This is a genomic window from Corynebacterium glyciniphilum AJ 3170, assembly GCF_000626675.1.
GTDB lineage: Bacteria > Actinomycetota > Actinomycetes > Mycobacteriales > Mycobacteriaceae > Corynebacterium > Corynebacterium glyciniphilum.
The window spans coordinates 2,926,017-2,943,664 of record NZ_CP006842.1 but is presented as its reverse complement, the minus strand read 5'-3'; the positions used below and the strand labels follow the sequence as shown (position 1 = coordinate 2,943,664).

Sequence of the window (17,648 nt, the reverse complement as noted above, 5' to 3'; positions counted from 1 at the left end):
ATAGTGTGCTAATTCTGGCGGGGTGACTCGAAGACAAGAGCATCGTTGACGCTGATCGCGGCAGCTGCACCGGCGGCCGCTGAGTTGATGAGCTGGGCCGGAGAGCTAACAACGTTGCCGGCTGCCCACAAGCCTGGTTTGCTCGTGCGACCCGAGTCATCGACGTCGATTCGCCCGTCACCATTCAGGTCGCAACCAGCGGCTCTCAGGAGATGGTTATTGGGGCTGAACCGCGGCCCGACGAAGACTGTGTCGAAGCATGCTTCCCGTGAACCGTCCAAACACAGCGTGACACACCCCTCTGCATCTCTGGACACCTGATGTACTCGTGCGTCGATGATTTCTACGCCGAGCTCGACCAGGTGTTGTTCCTCATGCGTTGTAAGCTGCATACCGTTGAGATAGAAGACCACTTCATCAGACAACTGTGCAAGCAAACCGGCTTGTTTTAGGGAGAACGCGTGGTTGTCGCCACCTATCACCGCCACAGGCGCCTGCTGGATTTCGTATCCGTGGCAGTAAGGGCAGTGGAAAGCCCAACGGCCCCATCCTTCCGCCAATCCGGGGACGTCGGGAAGCTGATCGTTCAGCCCAGTCGCAACTACAACAGCTCTGCATCTGACCGTTCCTCCGTCCCAGGAGACGATCTGACCGAAAAGATCTGGTGAGGCGCGAATATCTCGAACCGTTCCGGTGCGGATGGACGCTCCGTAGGATGCTGCCTCTTTCCTGCCGGTGTTCAACAGGCTTTCCGGGGATGTTCCGTCATGCCCCAGATAGCCGTGGAGGTGTTCGGAGGGGAGGTTCCTCGGCTTTCCGGCGTCGAGGACCGTGACTCTCCTTCGAGCGCGTGAGAGCATCAGGGCAGCACTCAATCCTGCCGCGCCTCCACCGACAATCACGACATCTACATCGGTTGTGGTCATGTGTTCCTTCCTGGTGTGGTGAGTGAGTCTGAGGCAATACTGTAAACTAGTTAACGGAGTGGGGCAATGAGTGTCGCGAAGGATCTTCGGTCCGAGACGGTGGAATTGTGGAAGCGTGCAGTTCCTGACCTCGATGAACGGACGATGACGGTTGTCGCACTCATTAAGTCGATCTCGGAATCCATCGATCGGGCGTCCGAGTGGGCATGTCGAGACTCGGTCATCAGCGCAGCTGAACTTGAAGTGCTGGTTCCGCTTCGGCATGCCACGGCCCGCCTGACGGCGGCGCGTCTGGCTGAGAGGTTGGGTATGAGTCGCGCTGGCGTCTCCAAACACCTTTCGAGGCTGGAGAGCCGGGGTTTGCTCGTGCGTGTGGCTTCCCAGGAAGATAGCCGTACTTCGATCATTAACCTGACGGACGAAGGGGCCGCTGCCGTGGACGAAGCGTTTCTCCGGGAACTTGAGGTGCACGGTCAGTTGCTTGGCGCCAACGTCGGCGATCGGTCCGATGTGGGACTGTTGCGACAGATTGATGAAGCACTCTCGGGGGGACTGCAGGAGCTGCGACGCGATTAGGAGTGGGCTGTTTGAACTCGATGCGGGTCCAGCGTGCGGGCCCAGTGGGGCCGATGGGAAAGTTCATGCAGGCGCTGCGTTGAGTGCTGCGGATGCTGGCGAAGTTTCGACGCCCCGACGGGCCGCCTACGTTTCCGAGAGTCAGATCGAATCGTCGGTGCAGCGCGTTTGCGTCGACCGGGGCACGTTGTCGAGCTGGGGCGGCTCACCGGAGCCCCCTGATCGTCACGGGCACGGGATTGGAACCGCGCTGCTTCATCAGGTGGGAGGAGCATGCCTCGGAGTTGGCGAGACGCACTTCTTCATAGGGGAGCATTCAGCGGCAGACCTTCGCTTGTGTGAACGTAATGGTCACAGCGAGACGGGCCGGACTCTCGCGGGGAACTATTCACTCGTTCATCTCGCCACGGTGTTTTTCTGAGGAGAGTCCGGAACTCTCTGGAGGGTTACGGCAAGTCGAAGTATCTTGCGTGGACGGTGTGCTCAGCTGGGACAGACACGTGGGGGTGTTTTTCGCCGTCGACACCACCCTGGGATTGCTGTACGGGCATCAGCTCGCCACCAGTCCGGGAGAAAACTCCTTGAACGCCGCCGCGGACAGAAAATGTGACGGAGATCAATCCCTTGCGACCCCGCGAAGCGAATACGCCGGTCCGAAGGTGGTAAACATACCCTGACCTGGTCTCGGCCTGTTCTTTTATGGGGTATTTCGGATGTACCTTTGCACCCCGGGAGGCCTACCGTGGGGCATATGCACCTCACGAAGTTCACTGACCTGGGGCTCCGGTCGCTGATGATCCTCGGCGACACCGGGGCTGCCGGCGCGACGGACCCGGCGCAGCGGCGCACTATCGGTGAGCTCGCCGTTCAGACCGCGGCACCGGCGTCACACGTGAAGAAGGTCATCGCCCGACTGACCGGCGCGGGGATCCTCGGGTCGGTCCGGGGACGCAGTGGTGGGGTGTACCTGGCAGACGGTGCCCGGGTCGTGGACGTAGGCACCCTCCTGCGTGATCTGGAGGGGCGCCACGAAGTAGTGGACTGTGAGGGCGACACCCCCTGTCCTCTGGCTCGTCGCGACTGCTCACTCCGCCACCTGCTCGCCGAGGCGCAGGAGAACTTCTTCTCGACCTTCGACGGCACCACATTGGGCGACCTCATCGACCGTAACGCCGCCGCGCAGGCGGCAGGGCCGGTGAGCGTCGGAATGCCGACACTGCCCACGCCGCTCACACAACAACCACAACACTGACGAGTAAGGAAATCCGCCTGATGTCCACCATCGCCACCCCAGTACTGTCCGATTCCGTCCGGTCCAGCCACCTCACCTCCGAGCACGAGGCGACAGTGAGAGCGACGCTGCCGGTCATCGGGGCACACATCAACGAGATCACCCCGATCTTCTACAACCGTATGTTCGCAGAGCATCCTGAGCTGATCCGGGACACGTTCAACCGTGGGAACCAACGATCAGGAGGCCAACAGAAGGCGTTGGCTGCTTCGGTGGCCACCTTCGCTTCGATGCTTGTTGATCCGTCGGCGCCGGACCCGGTGGCAATGTTGTCACGGATCGCACACAAGCACGTCTCTCTCGGGATCACCGCTGACCAGTACCAGATTGTGCATGATCATCTGTTCGCCGCAATTGTCGAGGTTCTCGGTGAGGCAGTTACCCCGGAGGTCGCCGAAGCGTGGGACGAGGTCTACTGGCTGATGGCGGAGACGCTCATTGCTGCGGAGTCTGAGATGTACCGTGCGGCAGGGGTGGAACCGGGTGATGTCTTTCGCGACGCTGTCCTGACGGACCGACGTGACTTGTCCGACATGGTCACCGAGTTCACGTTCAGCGCCCCTGAGGAGTTCGCGCTGGCCCGTGCAGGCCAGTACGTGTCGATCGGGGTGGTGTTGGCCGACGGCGCGCGCCAGTTACGTCAGTATTCGCTGGTTGACTGGAGCTCTGAGGGGTTCAGCATCGCGGTCCAGCGCGACGGGGAGGTGTCTGCGGCATTGTTGGATGCTCTGAACGTCGGTGACCGGGTGGACGCCACCCTGCCCGCCGGTGACCTGGTGCTTGACGAGGGGGTCGTCGCCGGCGAGACTCCAGTGGTGCTGGTCAGTTCGGGTATCGGGTCGACACCGATGACAGGAATGCTGTCGTCGCTGGTTGCCGCGGGTACGTCTCCGACCGTGACTGTCATCCATGCCGACGAGACTGCGGCGTCGTACGCTCAGCGCGATGTGACAGAGGGGTATCTCGCGGCACTTCGCGACGCAGGCGCGACGGTGCATGCTGTGACGTCCTACCGTGAGGAGGGGGAGACGGTCGACCTCACCGCGCTCGCCGCAGAATCCGTGGTCCCGGTGGGAGCTGCCTGGTATCTGTGCGGGGGCAACGGGTTCCTGCAGAGTATCCGGGCACAACTGGAGACGGAGGCTGCGGTTCTCCGCCCTGCTGCGGTGAATGTCGAGCTCTTCAGCCCGAACGACTGGCTGTTGGGGGAGTAGTCTCTGTCGGTATGGTCGATCCTGCTGCGCCGTTGAGCTGGCCCCTGCCGTCCGCCGACATCGTGGGGGAGTTCGGTGACGGGACGCTGCGACTGCGTGCGCCCGTCAACAGTGATCTGCCGGGTTTGGTGACGTCCAGTCGGCACGCTGATTCGCAACGGTTCACGCACCTGGAGAAGAGTTACTCCCGTGGCGATGCCGAAGCATTCCTGCGAACGATGGCACGCTCACCGGTGGCAATGTTGTGGATCGTCGATGATCCGGATTCGCCCGGGCAGTTCGGCGGCACACTCGAGGTGCGTCTCGTCAGCCGGGAGGCCCGGTGTGTGGAGCTGGGGTACACGACTGCGCCACATCTGCGTGGTCGTGGTCTGATGACGGCGGTTGCCCGCATGGTCACCGAGTTCCTTTTCGACTACCGGGTACACCGGGTGCAGATCAAGGCGAACCCGGAGAACGCGGCGTCCTGCGCGGTGGCGGTCAACGCTGGTTTCGCTCACGAAGGCACGGCGCGGGATGCTGAGATGCTCCGTGGTCGGTTCAATGACCTGGACACCTTCGCCCGACTCTCTACCGACGAGTGAGTGCCTGTGCCGTCAGAGCGACGGTGCGGTCGGGGTCGGTGGTGAAGGACGACAGGGCCGCCGTGGCGGGGCTTCCGACCGTGTCGGCGAGTTCCGCGAGGGCCTGGACCGTGCGCAGGCGGGTGTCCTGCGGCGCGGTGGCGCCGGCCGAAGCGAGTTGTGAGACGACCTCTTCCGCCATGTGCGGGTGTCGGCGGCACAGGGAGGCCAGAGCCTCAGCGGCGTCGACGTCGTGGTCACCGTCAATGACCATGGTCACCAGACGCCCGGTGAGATCGTTGTCGGCCTCCCGGTGGGCGAGAGACAGGACGGCGCGGGAGCGGACGGCCCGCTCCGTGTCATCGGACAGGACCGTCAGCGCTGCCGTCGAGGTTTCCCCGGCGATGTCGCTGAGGGCTTCGACGATGCGCAGGCGTGCCGCCGAATCCGCCGACGCCAACCGGGCAGTGAGCGCGGGGACGGTGTCCTCCCCGGTGTGCGCCAGTGACCAGCGCAGTGTCCCCGCGACGTTCGGATCTGTCTCGTCCAGGTAGGACGCGACGAGGGCCGCGGTCGCCCGACCTGGGGCAGTGCGCAGGACGGCGGACTGCCGGTCCGCGGAGTGCTGGGAGCGGAGCGCGCTGAGCAGTGCTGTGACGGCCAGGACGTCGTCCCAGCTGTCCGGCGGATCGCCATCGGGGCCCCGGAAGGATTCCAGCTGGTGAAGAAGTGCCTGCTCGTCGCGGATCCGTTCCCGGGTCTCCTCGCGTAACCGGTCGAGGACTGATGCGACGTCCAGGGCAGGGTCGTCGAGGGTGGTGCGGACCTCGTCGATGCCCATGCCCAGGGACCGCAGCGACTCCACCTTCATCAGGCGCTCGAGATCCTCCCGGGAGTAGTCCCGGTAGCCGCCGCTGGTGCGGTGCGACGGTGAGACCAGACCGCGGGAGTCGTAGTGGCGTAGCATCCGCACACTGACCCCGGATCTGCGCGACACCTCTCCGATGAGCATGTTCTGATCCTAATCTGTGTCGCTACTCCGGGTGCGTGACTGCGTACTCCGCGGCGTCGAAGCCGTAGTCGGGGTCCTCGAGGAGGATCAGCGTGGCCGCCGCGTGAGCCCGGGAGGCGGAGTTGGTGTTGCCGGTGCGGTCTGTGGCGTCGAGTGCTGGTCTGCCGGCCTCCCCGAGCTGGAGGTACGCCCGGGAGAGGCTGCGCCGCAGTTCCCGGGGACCTCGGCCCAGCTGGCGACTGAGACGGGTTGCGAGGTGCTGTTCGTCCTGACGGGGCACGATGCTGACGGCGGTGCGCCAGGCCGTGCGGGCGACCTCGTCGTCGGCGTCGCTGAGCAGCTCATCGGTGATGTGCGGGTACGCGGAGCGCTCTCCGAGCTTGGAGAGTGTATGCAGGGCCTGCGACCGTGCCTGCGGAGTGGGTGAGCGCAGCTCGGTGAGCAACGGTGGCACGGTGAGCGACGCAGGGTGCCTGGTGAGTGCCCAGGTCAGCATGTCGCGGACGAAGAAGTCCGGCTCGACTGCGCACCGGGCGATGAGTTCGTGGACGGTGGCGGTGTCCGCAGAATCCGGGGTGGTGCCTGCGTCCAGTGCGGCGCGGAGGCGGGAAGAGGAGTCTGTGCTGTTGAGATTCATGACCTCAGTCGACACCCTGACACCATGTGAAGGTCAAGCATGAAAATAAGTAGACAGATCGGTCTGTGGGTGTGTTAGGCTCAGGACCACGATCAAGAAGTTCATCACGTGGTTGCAGCGCTCCTTCTCGGAGGCAGTGGCCACCCGGACCCCGGCCGGAGTGGATGACTGGCAACCGTGTCGCGGACACCGGTGCCCCCGGAGGACGATCGGCCCCGTCACGCACCGATGACGCGACGGGGAAACGCGAATACCCAGGAGCATCATGCGCCATCCACAATGCCGACTGTTTCACCCGGGACACCAGGTCCACCACATCCAGGCACGGAAAGTCGCCGAGGTTCTTCACCCGGCGTCAGGAAACCTCGAACGCTTCACTCCGGTGGAACTCACCGATCTCGGTGGAGGATGGTTCGAAGCCGATATCGACGGGGAGACCCGACTCGGCTGGAACCACAGCCTGGACGAGGTGGCCGCATTCTCCCGCGACTCCATCCTGGGAGAGGTGCTCTTCATCCCCGAGTACTCCGCTCTGGTGTGCGTGCGTGGGCAGTTCGACCCCGTCGCTTCGCGGCGACGGCTGTTGTACCCGGCCTGGGGGAGGAGACAGGACTGCGTCCCGGTGAACGCCGTGATCTGACCACAGCGCTCCTGCAGTTGAGTCAGGCGTCGTCTCGACGATCGTCTGAGTCACCGTCCTCGTCACGGTCCTCGCCGGTCACCTCACTGGTGACCTGCTTGGCCAGGGCGTCGGAGTCGGCGTCCGACTGGTCAAGCTCATCCGACAGGTCGGACTCGTCGTCGCTACTGAAGTCCGCGTTGTCGTTCTCACGCCGTTCGGTGAGGTCACGGACGGTGTCGCGGTGCCCGCTCTCCTCGGTGAGGCGTGTGCGGGCGTAGACCCACCAGCCGACCAGCAGAACCACCATCGCCATGCCGAGGTAGCCGAGAACCGGGTAGACGTAGGTCATCAAGGTGTCGAAGCCGATGAAGCTCACGGCGTATCCGGCCGCGCACAACGCCAGGAACACCGGTGTGTACCAGGAAGGACGGGAAGACGTCACCCGCTTGCCCAACGCATAGAACATGCCGATGGCGGTGTTGTAGATCATCGCGAAGATGATGAAGACCATCACGTAGGCCATCGCCGGGTGCATGGAGTCGAACAAGGTCAGCATCGGGACGTCGTCGCCGGCGACCGTCTCGATGTTCGCCAACAGTGTGAACACCGCGAGGGCCAGCAAGATGGTGTAGATGATGCCGCCGAGCAGGCCGCCCCGGCCCGCCGCGCGCATGTTGGCGTGGTTGCCGCCGATGACCAGCGACATCGACACGCCGAGGAGGAGTGCCAGTCCGTTGTAGTTCACCGCCGACAGCCACCAGGGGCTGACCGGGGATTCTTCCTGTGTGGCGAGGTCGTTGACGGCGCTGAAATCGTCGGGAAGGTTGAACAGTGTGTAGACGAAACCGATGAGGACGGCGATGATCAGCAGCGGCGTCAGGCCGCCGATGATGTCGCTGACCTTGTCGACGTTGAGCAGGCCGGTGACCATGACCAGGACGGTCATGATGAGCGCTCCGATCCATGTCGGCAGGCCGAACTGCTGCTCCAGGTTCGACCCCGCACCGGCGAGCATCACGAACCCGATGCAGAACAGTGTCAGGGTGACCACGATGTCGAGTGCCCAGGAGATGACAGGGTGCGTGATCCTGCGAAAGACCGCTTTGTGCTCGTCGGCGAGGAAGTAGCTGCCGAGTTGCAGGATGACCGCACCGGCCACCGCCATCACCACACCGGCCAGTGCCGCGCCCCACAGTCCGTTGATGCCGAAGGACGCGAAGTACTGGATGACCTCCAGTCCGGTCGCAAAACCGGCACCGACCAGCAAGCCGAGGAAAGCCATCGATATCTTGAGTTGTTCTTTCACCGGTACGCTTTCTCCTGAAGTTATCTTCTTGTCGTCATCTGCCGCCAGACTGCTGGACTGTACCGCAAAGTCATCTGCGTTGCCGGACGGTGAGGCCCGATACCTGTCGCTTCTGTCCTGCATACGCTACTGTTGCAGCCCATATGTGGATCGGAACTCTTGAACTCGACGTTCTCCTCGGCGATGTACACTCCCTCAAGCAGAAGCGCTCCGTGGTTCGGCCGGTGATTGCGGAAGTGCACCGGAAGTTCGGGATTTCGGTGGCGGAAGTCGACCACCGTGATCTCCACCGTCGTACCGGCATCGGCGCATCGGCGGTCAGCGCGGACAGGGAGCATGTCGTGGAACTCCTGGAAGCTGCGGAGCGTCTTGTCGCGTCACATCCCGAGATTCAGGTGCTGTCGGCGAAGCTGCGGTATCTCTCCTCGGAAGATCTCTAGTCGTCGCTGAAAGTGCTGCCTGAGTCGGTATCGGGGCGCCGTGGAGGCCGTCCGCGTTTCGGCAGTGCACCGGTGGACTTCGGCAACCTGCCGGCTTTGCGCAGCTGGTCGCGCAACATCACTTCGATCTGGGCGTTGACGCTGCGCAGATCGTCGTGCGCCCAGCGGGCGATCGCGTCGTAGACCGCCGGGTCGATGCGTAGTGGGACGTTCTTACGCGCCATGGAGACCACCGGTGTTGATCACCGGTTGGGTCGAGGAGTCGGAGCACAGGACCACGAGCAGGTTGGAGACCATGGAGGCGCGACGTTCCGGGTCAAGGTCGACGATGTCGCGCTCCTCGAGTTGGTCGAGAGCGGTCTGGACCATTGACACCGCACCGTCGACGATCTGTTCGCGGGCGTCGACGACGGCTTGTGCCTGTTGGCGCTGCAGCATCGCACCGGCGATCTCCGGGGCGTAGGACAACGCCGAGATGCGGGCCTCGACAATCTCGAGACCGGCGACGGCGACGCGGGCGGCGACTTCGTCGGCGAGTTCCTGCGACACCACATCGGTGGACCCGGCGAGACTGGTGGCGGCGTCGCCCGACGTGCCGTCGGCGTTGATACGCCCCGGCACGGAGTCGTAGGGGTGTGTGGTTGCGACGTGGCGCAGGGCCGACTCGGACTGGGAGTGGATGAATTCCTCGACGTCCTCGACCGAGAACGTGGCCTTGGCGGTGTCGGAGACCTGCCAGACGACGATCGCGCCGATCTTCACCGGATTGCCGTTGAGGTCGTTGACCTTGATCTCATTGGTCTCGAAGTTCCGGACCCGGACACTGACCTTCTTCGACGTCGCCAGCGGCGGCACCAGGGTGAGGCCGGTGGTTCGGTTGGTGCCGAGGTAACGGCCGAAGAACTGGACGACCTGGGTGTGGCCCGGGTTGATGACACGCAGCATGGTCAGGATGACCACCGACAGGAGAATGAGGACGACGCCGACCCCGATGAGCGTGCCCCCGAGTGCCTCGCTGACGCTGCCGGAGCCCATGCCGACCCCGGCCCAGACGATCAGGGCGATGGGGGCGAGGAAGAGGACGATACCGCCGAGGAGGGCGAAGACGGCCAATCCGGTGGAGCCGGACCACGCGCGGTGTTCACTGATGCTGACATTGGTGCCGTCGTGTCCGACAGGGGTTCCCGCTACGGCGTCGGGGGCGGGTGTATGGGACTCAGGTGCCATGGTGTCCTCTCCGGTTCCGGTGTCTCCGGAAACTGATATCACTTAACGTTAAAGTGATATCAGTTTGATGTCAACAGTCGATGTATCCACATCGCAACCAGGCCGTCCTCCGGGCAGGTCTCCGCGAGCGAGCGGATGAGGTCCGGAGCGTCCCGGTGCCGGGACAGCAGGCCGAACGCCACATCCCGTGCACTGTATGCGGGGCGGACCGGAGGAAGTCCTGCGGTGGACCCGCCTCCCCAGGTCACGAGCGCACGGCAGGTCAAGGTCACTTCGGGCGGAGACACCCTGGTTATGACGCCGCGGGCGGCGGCAGGCATGTCGACGGACACCAGCACGGCGACTGCAGTCTCCAGCGCCGTCTGCCGGACATATGCCGGGGCGTCGAGCGCCCAGGTGAGCGTGTCCACCAGGGCGTCGACCTTCTCGGCCGTCATGTTTTCGCGTACCGCGACCGCTGCATCCAGCAGTTCGACCGTCGCCAACGCCACCGGAGTCGAGGCGCTCAACGGGTCCACCGCGAGATCGTCCACCACCGGCCGCGGATCGCCACCCGCCCACGGGTCGGAGTGGGTGAGGACGTAGCGGGCGCGGGACATCCAGGACGCCATCGGCGACAGATCGCGCTCCGCTGTTCGTCCCGTCCCGAAGCCGACCGAGACCAACTCTCCGAAGCCGTCCCAGGAGGCAAGAAGGCGCGAATCGAACTGCTGCGCGGTGAGCAGTGACGCGCTGAGCCCGAGACGGTCCGCCAACCGCATGATGATCTCCTCAGGTGGAATGCTCTGCCCGCCCTCCCACCGTGACACCGCACTGGCAGAACAGATCCCCGACGCCAGTGCTGTCTGCGGCATTCCCCGCTCGAGGCGCGCGTGGCGTAACCGATGTCCGAACATCGATGCATCGTCTCCCATGAACCCCGAGGCTACGTCCTCAGGCGGTGGCACGCCGCTGGTGGAGAAGGAGAGTGCCAGCCCCCGCGGACCCGGCAATGCAGATCAGGGCGACGGCGACACCGAGCGACAGTGTGGAGCCTGTCCACACACCGACGGCCGCGGTGCCGAGGGCACCGCCGAGCTGGAGCATCAGTCGACTGTGGGCCCCACCGCCGAGGTCTGGTCATCGGTCACGACCTCGTAGGCGGCGGACAAGGCCACCAACGTGCACGCCCCCAGGCCGAGACCGCGGATGAACGCGCCGAGAGCCAACACCACCGCGGAGACCACTCCCCAGACCTCGACCGCCTGCATCACCAGCGTGCCGGTCGCTGCGACCGCCAACCCCAGACCGATGATGACGAAAGCGTTCGACGACTTCCACGGCCCCTTGATCAGACTGCGAACCGCCCATGCGCCCAGTCCCTGGACACCGAGAAAGACGCCGGCGACCCACGCAGGCTGTCCCAGCTCCCCCTGGAGGTGCAGCGAGGTCGAGAGCAGGGTGCCGTAGAACACCGCCCCGACAACCAGGCACAGAGCCATCACCGTGGCGAAGGGGGTGCCCCGGTACAGGGACACGTCGAGCAGGGGGGTGGAGGACCGCAGGTCGGCGACGCAGAATACGAGCACGAGAATGGCGGCGACGCCCAGAATCAGAACGATCCACCCCGACGACAGTGAGCCCACCTCACTGACCACAGACAACAGCGCCACCATTCCCAGAACCGCCGGAAGTGCCTGGCCGAATCCCAGTGACGTCCGGCGCCCGGTGGTAGTGGGCAGCGCGCCGGGTGCCATCATCAGGGCGATGACGGCGACCGGCACGTTGACGAGGAAGAGCGTTCGCCAGCCGACGGCATCCACCAGTATGCCGCCGAGCAGCGGGCCGGCGGCTGGCGCGATGACGGCGGGAAGGCCGATGGTCGCCAGGGCGTTGCGCATTCCGTCGCGGCCGACGATCTCGGCGACGAGGTGCTGGACGGCGGGCATGATGAATCCGCACGCTGCACCCTGCAGAACCCGGGCACCGACGAACATGCCCAGGTCCACGCTCAGTCCCACCAACGTGGATGCGATGGCGAACACGATCACCGACGTTGACCAGACGTGTCGCGGTCCGAACCTGCGCAGGCAGGTCGTGGACAGGATGATGCCGGCGGTGGCGGCGAGCATGTAACCGGAGACACCGAGCTGGACGGAGCTTTCACTGACACCCAGATCTGAGCTGATCGAGGGGAGAAGCACATTGACGAGGCTCGAGTCGACCAACGGAAGAATCGACGCGAGGAGCAGCACCGTGGTTGTGCGCGGAGAAAGTGACATGAGCCCAAGACAAGTCCGTTCGGCATGACGTCGGCAACGCTTGACACTCCGCCCGGACGGCGCCGATGAAACTGCAGGAAGAACCCTATCTATCAGGTTTCTGTCAGTATTGGTGTGATGCTGTAGCCCCCGCTGTCCGCTGGTCCGCCTCACTCGGGGAGTGCCGGCAGTCATGCAGTAGGCTGGAGCACCGTGACTGACGCGAAGAACTCCCCCCAGAACGCATCACAGGTCTCTCCGGAGGCCGACGGTGGTGATCTCCCCGAGCAGGTGAAGGTCCGGCGCGGCAAGCGTGACCGCCTCATCGAGGAGGGACGCGACCCGTATCCCGTGGAGGTTGCCCGCACCCATGCGCTCAAGGACATCGTCGCGTCCTACGCCGTCCTGCCCAAGGACGACGAGGAGGCCACCCGCGTCGACCGCGCTGAGGGCGTCGTCTACCTTTCCCCCGGCGACGAGACACAGGAGGAGGTGGGGATCGCCGGTCGGGTGATCTTCGTGCGTAACACCGGCAAGTTGGCCTTCGCCCGCATCCAGGACGGGGACGGCACTCAGCTGCAGGCGATGCTGTCGCTCGCCGAGGTGGGTGAGGAGGCCCTGGCGTCCTGGAAAGCCGATGTCGACCTGGGAGACATCGTCTTCATTCACGGTCGCGTGGTTGCGTCGAAGCGGGGCGAGCTTTCCGTCATGGCAGATTCCTGGTCAATGGCGTCGAAGTCCTTGCGCCCGCTGCCGGTCGCGCACAAGGAACTCAGCGAAGACACCCGCATCCGTCACCGCTACACAGACCTGATCATGCGGGAGCAGGCCCGCACCAACGCGGTCACGCGTATCAAGGTCATGCGTGCCCTCCGCCATGCGTTGGAGCGTCGGGACTTCCTCGAAGTTGAGACCCCGATGCTGCAGACCCTCCACGGTGGAGCCGCGGCGCGACCGTTCGAGACCCACTCCAACGCGCTGGACATCGATCTTTACCTCCGCATTGCTCCTGAGCTCTACCTCAAGCGCTGCGTGGTCGGCGGTATCGACAAGGTCTTCGAGGTCAACCGTAACTTCCGCAATGAGGGAGTGGACTCGTCCCACTCGCCGGAGTTCGCGATGCTCGAGACCTACCAGGCCTACGGGACCTATGACACCGGCGCGACATTGATCCGTGAGGTCATCCAGGAGATCGCCGAGGAGGTCTTCGGGTCCACCACCGTGACGCTGGTGGACGGTACCGAGTACGACTTCGGCGGCGAGTGGACGACCATGGAGATGTACCCGTCCCTCAACGAGGCACTGAACCGTAAGTTCCCCGATCAGGATGTGGTGGGCGAGGTCACCGTTGACACCTCCGTCGAGGACCTCAAGGCGTTGGCCGCGGTGATCGGACTGCCGGTCCCGGCGAAGGGGGGGTGGGGACACGGCAAGCTCGTCGAGGAGATCTGGGAGCTCCTGTGTGAGGACCAGCTCTTCGGCCCGGTCTTCGTCCGTGACTTCCCGGTCGAGACGTCCCCGTTGACCCGTCAGCACCGCAGCAAGCCTGGCGTGACGGAGAAGTGGGACCTCTATGTCCGGGGGTTCGAACTGGCCACCGGCTACTCTGAGCTGGTGGATCCGGTTATCCAGCGCGAGCGGTTCGAGGATCAGGCGCGCCTGGCCGCGGGCGGCGATGATGAGGCCATGGTGCTGGATGAGGATTTCCTCGCGGCGATGGAACAGGGCATGCCGCCGACGTCGGGGAACGGCATGGGGATCGACCGCCTGTTGATGGCGCTGACGGGACTGGGGATCCGGGAGACCGTTCTGTTCCCGATGGTCAAGCCGGAGCGCGAGAGCTGAGCGCCGCTCTGGCCGATCTCTGGAGCGGTCACTCCACCCGTGGGGGTGGTTCACGGGGGGATATCGATCTTTCGTCACCCTGCTGACCTCGGGTGATGTTCCTGTTATGTGTGGTGCTCTACGATTCGGGACATTTGTGACGCGGGTCATGGTTCGTGGTTATGATGTAATCATTATCTATCCGACCCAACTCCATGACTGTCTAAGACTGTCCGTCCTCCCGGAAACCGCCGGGGCGACACTCGAGTACAGCGAAAGGTAGCTGCCTCACCATGAGTGACCGAAGCAAGCGGAACGATTCCACACCGGGCCTCAACACGATCAAGCGTGATGCCATCGGTACCGCGATGCGCGTGTTGACCCGCTTCACCGGCTCCGATCTGGCGACCAAGTACGGTCTCAGCGAGAAGGTGGACCGGGTGGCCTACGAGTCCACCAAGGGCGGTATGCGCACCCTCGGTGCGATCAACCGCCAGTTCAAGAAGTCCAAGGGTTCCGGCAAGCCGGTGCGCCTGGAGAACCAGGGTAGTGAGGGCGACGGCACGACGGAGCCGAAGAAGCCGGCGAAGGTGCTCTTCGACCTGACCCCCTCCGAAGACCAGGAGATGCTGACTTCCGCCGTGCGTGAATTCGCCGAGGAGCAGCTCCGCCCCGGTGCACACGACGCCGACGAGGCCGCCGAGACTCCCCAGGAGATCCTGAACACCGCAGCTGAGCTGGGAATCTCCCTGGTCAGCCTGCCGGAAGAGTTCGAGGGCCTGGCCTCTGAGTCCGCCTCCACGACCTCTGCTCTCGTTGCTGAGGCGCTGGCCTTCGGTGACATGGGCCAGGCCGTCGCCATCCTGGCGCCCGCAGGAGTGGCCACCACCATCACCAACTACGGTGATGATGCACAGCAGAAGACCTACCTGCCGGAGTTCGCCGGAGAGTCCGTCCCCCAGGCTGCTGTTATCGTTAACGAGTCCCGTGCTCTGTTCGATCCCTTCGTCCTGCAGACCACCGCCAAGCGCGAGGGTGACAACATCGTCATCAACGGTGTGAAGACCATGGTTCCCAGTGCCGGCTCGGCGGAGTTGTTCGTCGTCGCTGTGGACCTCGACGGTGTCAACACCTTCGCCATCGTCGAGTCCTCCACCGAGGGCGTCGTGGTCGAGGCTGATCCGTCCATGGGTGTCCGCGCCGCAGGTCTGGGCCGCGTCCTGCTCAAGGACGTCAAGGTTCCGGCCTCCAACCTGCTGGGTGGTGCAGAGCTCGACAACGAAACCCGCACCGAGAACTACGCCGAGATCATCCGCCGTGCCCGCCTGGGCTGGGCTGCACTCGCCGCGGGCACCTCCGAGGCCGTGCTCGAGTACGTCAAGCCGTACGTCAAGGAGCGTCAGGCCTTCGGTGAGCCCATCGCCCACCGCCAGTCTGTCGCCTTCATGGTCGCCAACATCCGTATCGAGCTCGACGGCCTGCGCATGATCCTGCTCCGCGGAGTCTCCCGGATCGACCAGGGGCTGTCCTACAACCGCGAGGCCGGCCTCGCCCGACGCTTTGCCGCAGACCGCGGCATGCAGATCGGCCTCGACGGAGTCCAGCTGCTCGGTGGCCACGGCTACACCAAGGAGCACCCGGTGGAGCGGTGGTACCGCGACCTGCGTGCCATCGGTGTCGCCGAAGGCGTCGTGGTCCTGTAAGTCCCCGTCAGTAACAACATCGAAGGAGCACTGTCATGATCAATCTGGAACTCCCGAAGAAGCTGCGCGGGACCATCAACCAGGCCCACCAGGCCGCCGCGGAGATCTTCCGCCCCATCGCACGCAAATACGATCTCGCCGAGCACGAGCGTCCCATCGAGCTCGACACCATGGCCTCCCTGGTGGAAGGTATGACCGACGGCGGCGGCAACCTCGCCGGTGCATCCGGCGGTCGTGGTGACAAGAAGAAGGACGACGGTTCCGTGCGTAACGGCGGAAACATGTCTTCCCTGGTCAACGTTATCGAGACCTGCTGGGGAGACGTGGGTCTGACTCTGTCGATCCCCTACCAGGGCCTCGGCAACTCCGCTATCGCCGCTGTCGCCACTGATGAGCAACTCGAGCGTTTCGGCAAGGTGTGGGCATCGATGGCCATCACCGAGCCGCAGTTCGGTTCCGACTCCGCTGCGGTCGCCACCACGGCAAAGCTGGACGGTGACGAGTACGTTCTCAACGGCGAGAAGATCTTCGTCACCGCTGGCGACCGTTGCACCCACGTCGTCGTCTGGGCCTCGGTCGACAAGTCCGCCGGCCGCGCCGCCATCAAGTCGTTCGTCGTCCCGCGCGACACTCCGGGCTTCGAGCTTGCCCGACTGGAGCACAAGCTCGGCATCCGCGCCTCTGACACCGCCCACTTCATCCTGGACAACGTGCGCGTCCCGAAGGAGAACCTCCTGGGTTCCCCCGAGGTGGACACGAAGAAGGGCTTCGGCGGCGTCATGGCGACGTTCGACAACACCCGTCCGTTGGTGGCAGGTATGGCCGTCGGTGTCGCCCGCGCTTCCCTGGAGAAGCTGCGCAAGATCCTCACGAAGGCAGGACTGGAGATCGACTACGACGCCCCGAGCTGGAACCAGCCGGCGGCCGTCGCCGAGTACATCCGCCTTGAGTCCGACTGGGAGGCCGCGTACCTGATGACGCTGCGTGCCGCATGGATGGCCGACAACAAGCAGCCGAACAACAAGGAAGCTTCCGAGTGCAAGGCGAAGGCAGGCCGTATGGCCACCGACCTGACCCTGCGTGCCGTCGAGCTCGCCGGCACCTACGGCTACTCCGAGCGCTCGCTGCTTGAGAAGTGGTCCCGTGACTCCAAGATTCTCGACATCTTCGAGGGCACCCAGCAGATTCAGCAGCTGGTTGTCGCCCGCCGTGAGCTGGAGCTGACCTCCGCACAGCTGAAGTAGCAGTTCACAGAGCCAAGAAGCGGTGCTCGGTCACATCGACCGGGTACCGCTTTTCTCGTTCCCACGTTTTCCAGGTTCGCCCACCCCGCGCCTGCTCCTTGGACGCTGTCTCTCTCCCCGACGTGTGCAGGTGCCGAGAGTCGATGAGCAGGCCGACCAGCATTCACTACCCCCGGGGGTGTGCCGATTCGGCGGATCATTTTTCGAGGGATAACGTCCTAGGTGCAGGGGGTCTGGATGGCCCCCGCATCTGATACACATCGATCATGTATCGCCTTTCTGGATAGGCGCACACCACGATCCGCAACGGCGGAGAGGGTGTGCGCCTATTCGCGTTTGTAGGACCCTGACCAGCTGGTATAAAGAACCCTAACCCGTATGGGGGTAGGTAATATCCTCGTGTAACGAAACATATTCCCCCACCGGTATGGTCCATCGTGCGGCTCAGAACACTGGGACGCGAAACCACACTTCTACCGAAGGGAAGATCATCATGATCGACACCATTCAGGCCATCATCTCCACCGTTTCCGAGGCTATCGTCTCCGTCTTCCAGGCTGTCGTCGGCTCCTTCAACGGCGCTGCCTAATTCGCACTAGCGAATTAATAGCCCCCGCACCTCGGTGCGGGGGTCTTTGCGTTCCAGAAGCACGGGTCGCCGTGGCACTAACATCTAGATCCTGAGTATCAGGGAGATGATGAACAGCGCGACGACAGCGCCGCCGGGAATGGCGAGGAGGGTGAATGCGATGCTGATGATGATGACCAACACGCGTGGTGGGGGCTTCCGGTGATCTGGGGCCATCGTGTACTCCGGCGGGCA

19 protein-coding genes are annotated in these 17,648 nt (G+C 64.1%); 9 read left to right on the top strand and 10 right to left on the bottom strand.

Annotated features, from left to right (window positions below):
* Window positions 1-8: 8 nt before the first annotated feature.
* Window positions 9-926 (bottom strand): NAD(P)/FAD-dependent oxidoreductase, encoded by a 918-nt coding sequence (locus CGLY_RS17235; protein WP_038550165.1) that lies wholly within the window; start codon window positions 924-926, stop codon window positions 9-11.
* A 66-nt stretch (window positions 927-992) separates the two neighbouring features.
* Here CGLY_RS17235 and CGLY_RS13750 point away from each other — a divergent pair, with 66 nt between their 5' ends.
* The 4 genes from CGLY_RS13750 to CGLY_RS13735 all read left to right on the top strand — a co-directional run bounded on the left by CGLY_RS13750 (window position 993) and on the right by CGLY_RS13735 (window position 4,591).
* Window positions 993-1,502 (top strand): MarR family winged helix-turn-helix transcriptional regulator, encoded by a 510-nt coding sequence (locus tag CGLY_RS13750; RefSeq protein WP_038550163.1) that lies wholly within the window; start codon window positions 993-995, stop codon window positions 1,500-1,502.
* Between the two features lie 751 nt (window positions 1,503-2,253).
* Entirely contained in the window at window positions 2,254-2,754 is a 501-nt protein-coding gene (locus tag CGLY_RS13745) for an RrF2 family transcriptional regulator (RefSeq protein WP_038550162.1), read from the top strand.
* A 20-nt stretch (window positions 2,755-2,774) separates the two neighbouring features.
* Entirely contained in the window at window positions 2,775-4,007 is a 1,233-nt protein-coding gene (locus tag CGLY_RS13740) for a globin domain-containing protein (RefSeq protein ID WP_038550160.1), read from the top strand.
* Between the two features lie 11 nt (window positions 4,008-4,018).
* Window positions 4,019-4,591: a GNAT family N-acetyltransferase gene (locus CGLY_RS13735; protein ID WP_038550158.1), complete on the top strand. Its 573-nt coding sequence runs from the start codon at window positions 4,019-4,021 to the stop codon at window positions 4,589-4,591.
* On the opposite strand, the gene CGLY_RS13730 is transcribed toward CGLY_RS13735, so the two are convergent.
* Together CGLY_RS13730 and CGLY_RS13725 are read right to left on the bottom strand one after the other, a co-directional pair.
* On the bottom strand, window positions 4,578-5,582 hold the full coding sequence (locus CGLY_RS13730; protein ID WP_038550157.1) for a MerR family transcriptional regulator: 1,005 nt from the start codon (window positions 5,580-5,582) through the stop codon (window positions 4,578-4,580). The genes CGLY_RS13735 and CGLY_RS13730 overlap by 14 nt on opposite strands.
* A gap of 22 nt (window positions 5,583-5,604) precedes the next feature.
* Window positions 5,605-6,219, bottom strand: a complete 615-nt coding sequence (locus CGLY_RS13725) for a HEAT repeat domain-containing protein (protein WP_052540234.1) — start codon at window positions 6,217-6,219, stop codon at window positions 5,605-5,607.
* Window positions 6,220-6,484: 265 nt separating this feature from the next.
* Here CGLY_RS13725 and CGLY_RS13720 point away from each other — a divergent pair, with 265 nt between their 5' ends.
* Window positions 6,485-6,859, top strand: a complete 375-nt coding sequence (locus CGLY_RS13720; protein WP_038550155.1) for a hypothetical protein — start codon at window positions 6,485-6,487, stop codon at window positions 6,857-6,859.
* Between the two features lie 22 nt (window positions 6,860-6,881).
* Here the strand turns inward: CGLY_RS13720 and CGLY_RS13715 are convergent, their stop codons facing one another.
* Window positions 6,882-8,147, bottom strand: a complete 1,266-nt coding sequence (locus CGLY_RS13715; protein ID WP_227590285.1) for a YkvI family membrane protein — start codon at window positions 8,145-8,147, stop codon at window positions 6,882-6,884.
* A 143-nt stretch (window positions 8,148-8,290) separates the two neighbouring features.
* Here CGLY_RS13715 and CGLY_RS13710 point away from each other — a divergent pair, with 143 nt between their 5' ends.
* Entirely contained in the window at window positions 8,291-8,587 is a 297-nt protein-coding gene (locus tag CGLY_RS13710; protein ID WP_038550154.1) for a DUF503 domain-containing protein, read from the top strand.
* Here the strand turns inward: CGLY_RS13710 and CGLY_RS13705 are convergent.
* From CGLY_RS13705 to CGLY_RS13690, 5 genes are read right to left on the bottom strand one after another with little or no spacing between them, the layout of a single operon-like run.
* Entirely contained in the window at window positions 8,584-8,811 is a 228-nt protein-coding gene (locus CGLY_RS13705) for a hypothetical protein (protein ID WP_038550152.1), read from the bottom strand. The genes CGLY_RS13710 and CGLY_RS13705 overlap by 4 nt on opposite strands.
* Window positions 8,801-9,814, bottom strand: coding sequence for an SPFH domain-containing protein (locus tag CGLY_RS13700; RefSeq protein WP_038550151.1), 1,014 nt, complete (start codon window positions 9,812-9,814; stop codon window positions 8,801-8,803). The genes CGLY_RS13705 and CGLY_RS13700 overlap by 11 nt, the downstream gene beginning before the upstream one ends.
* Window positions 9,815-9,873: 59 nt before the next feature.
* Window positions 9,874-10,728, bottom strand: coding sequence for a helix-turn-helix domain-containing protein (locus tag CGLY_RS13695; RefSeq protein ID WP_052540232.1), 855 nt, complete (start codon window positions 10,726-10,728; stop codon window positions 9,874-9,876).
* Window positions 10,729-10,747: 19 nt separating this feature from the next.
* Window positions 10,748-10,900, bottom strand: coding sequence for a hypothetical protein (locus CGLY_RS17840; protein WP_227590284.1), 153 nt, complete (start codon window positions 10,898-10,900; stop codon window positions 10,748-10,750).
* The gene (locus tag CGLY_RS13690) at window positions 10,900-12,075 is read right to left on the bottom strand and encodes an MFS transporter (protein WP_227590283.1); all 1,176 of its coding nucleotides are present in this window, start codon (window positions 12,073-12,075) and stop codon (window positions 10,900-10,902) included. The genes CGLY_RS17840 and CGLY_RS13690 overlap by 1 nt, the downstream gene beginning before the upstream one ends.
* A 192-nt stretch (window positions 12,076-12,267) precedes the next feature.
* Between CGLY_RS13690 and lysS the strand changes: the two genes are divergently transcribed.
* From lysS to CGLY_RS13675, 3 genes are all read left to right on the top strand, one after another.
* Window positions 12,268-13,899, top strand: coding sequence for a lysine--tRNA ligase (lysS, locus tag CGLY_RS13685; RefSeq protein WP_038550149.1), 1,632 nt, complete (start codon window positions 12,268-12,270; stop codon window positions 13,897-13,899).
* A 272-nt stretch (window positions 13,900-14,171) separates the two neighbouring features.
* Window positions 14,172-15,581, top strand: a complete 1,410-nt coding sequence (locus CGLY_RS13680) for an acyl-CoA dehydrogenase family protein (RefSeq protein WP_038550148.1) — start codon at window positions 14,172-14,174, stop codon at window positions 15,579-15,581.
* A 35-nt stretch (window positions 15,582-15,616) separates the two neighbouring features.
* The gene (locus CGLY_RS13675; protein WP_038550146.1) at window positions 15,617-16,825 is read left to right on the top strand and encodes an acyl-CoA dehydrogenase family protein; all 1,209 of its coding nucleotides are present in this window, start codon (window positions 15,617-15,619) and stop codon (window positions 16,823-16,825) included.
* A gap of 673 nt (window positions 16,826-17,498) precedes the next feature.
* Here CGLY_RS13675 and CGLY_RS17975 read toward each other — a convergent pair.
* On the bottom strand, window positions 17,499-17,630 hold the full coding sequence (locus CGLY_RS17975; RefSeq protein WP_265101950.1) for a hypothetical protein: 132 nt from the start codon (window positions 17,628-17,630) through the stop codon (window positions 17,499-17,501).
* Window positions 17,631-17,648 lie beyond the last annotated feature (18 nt).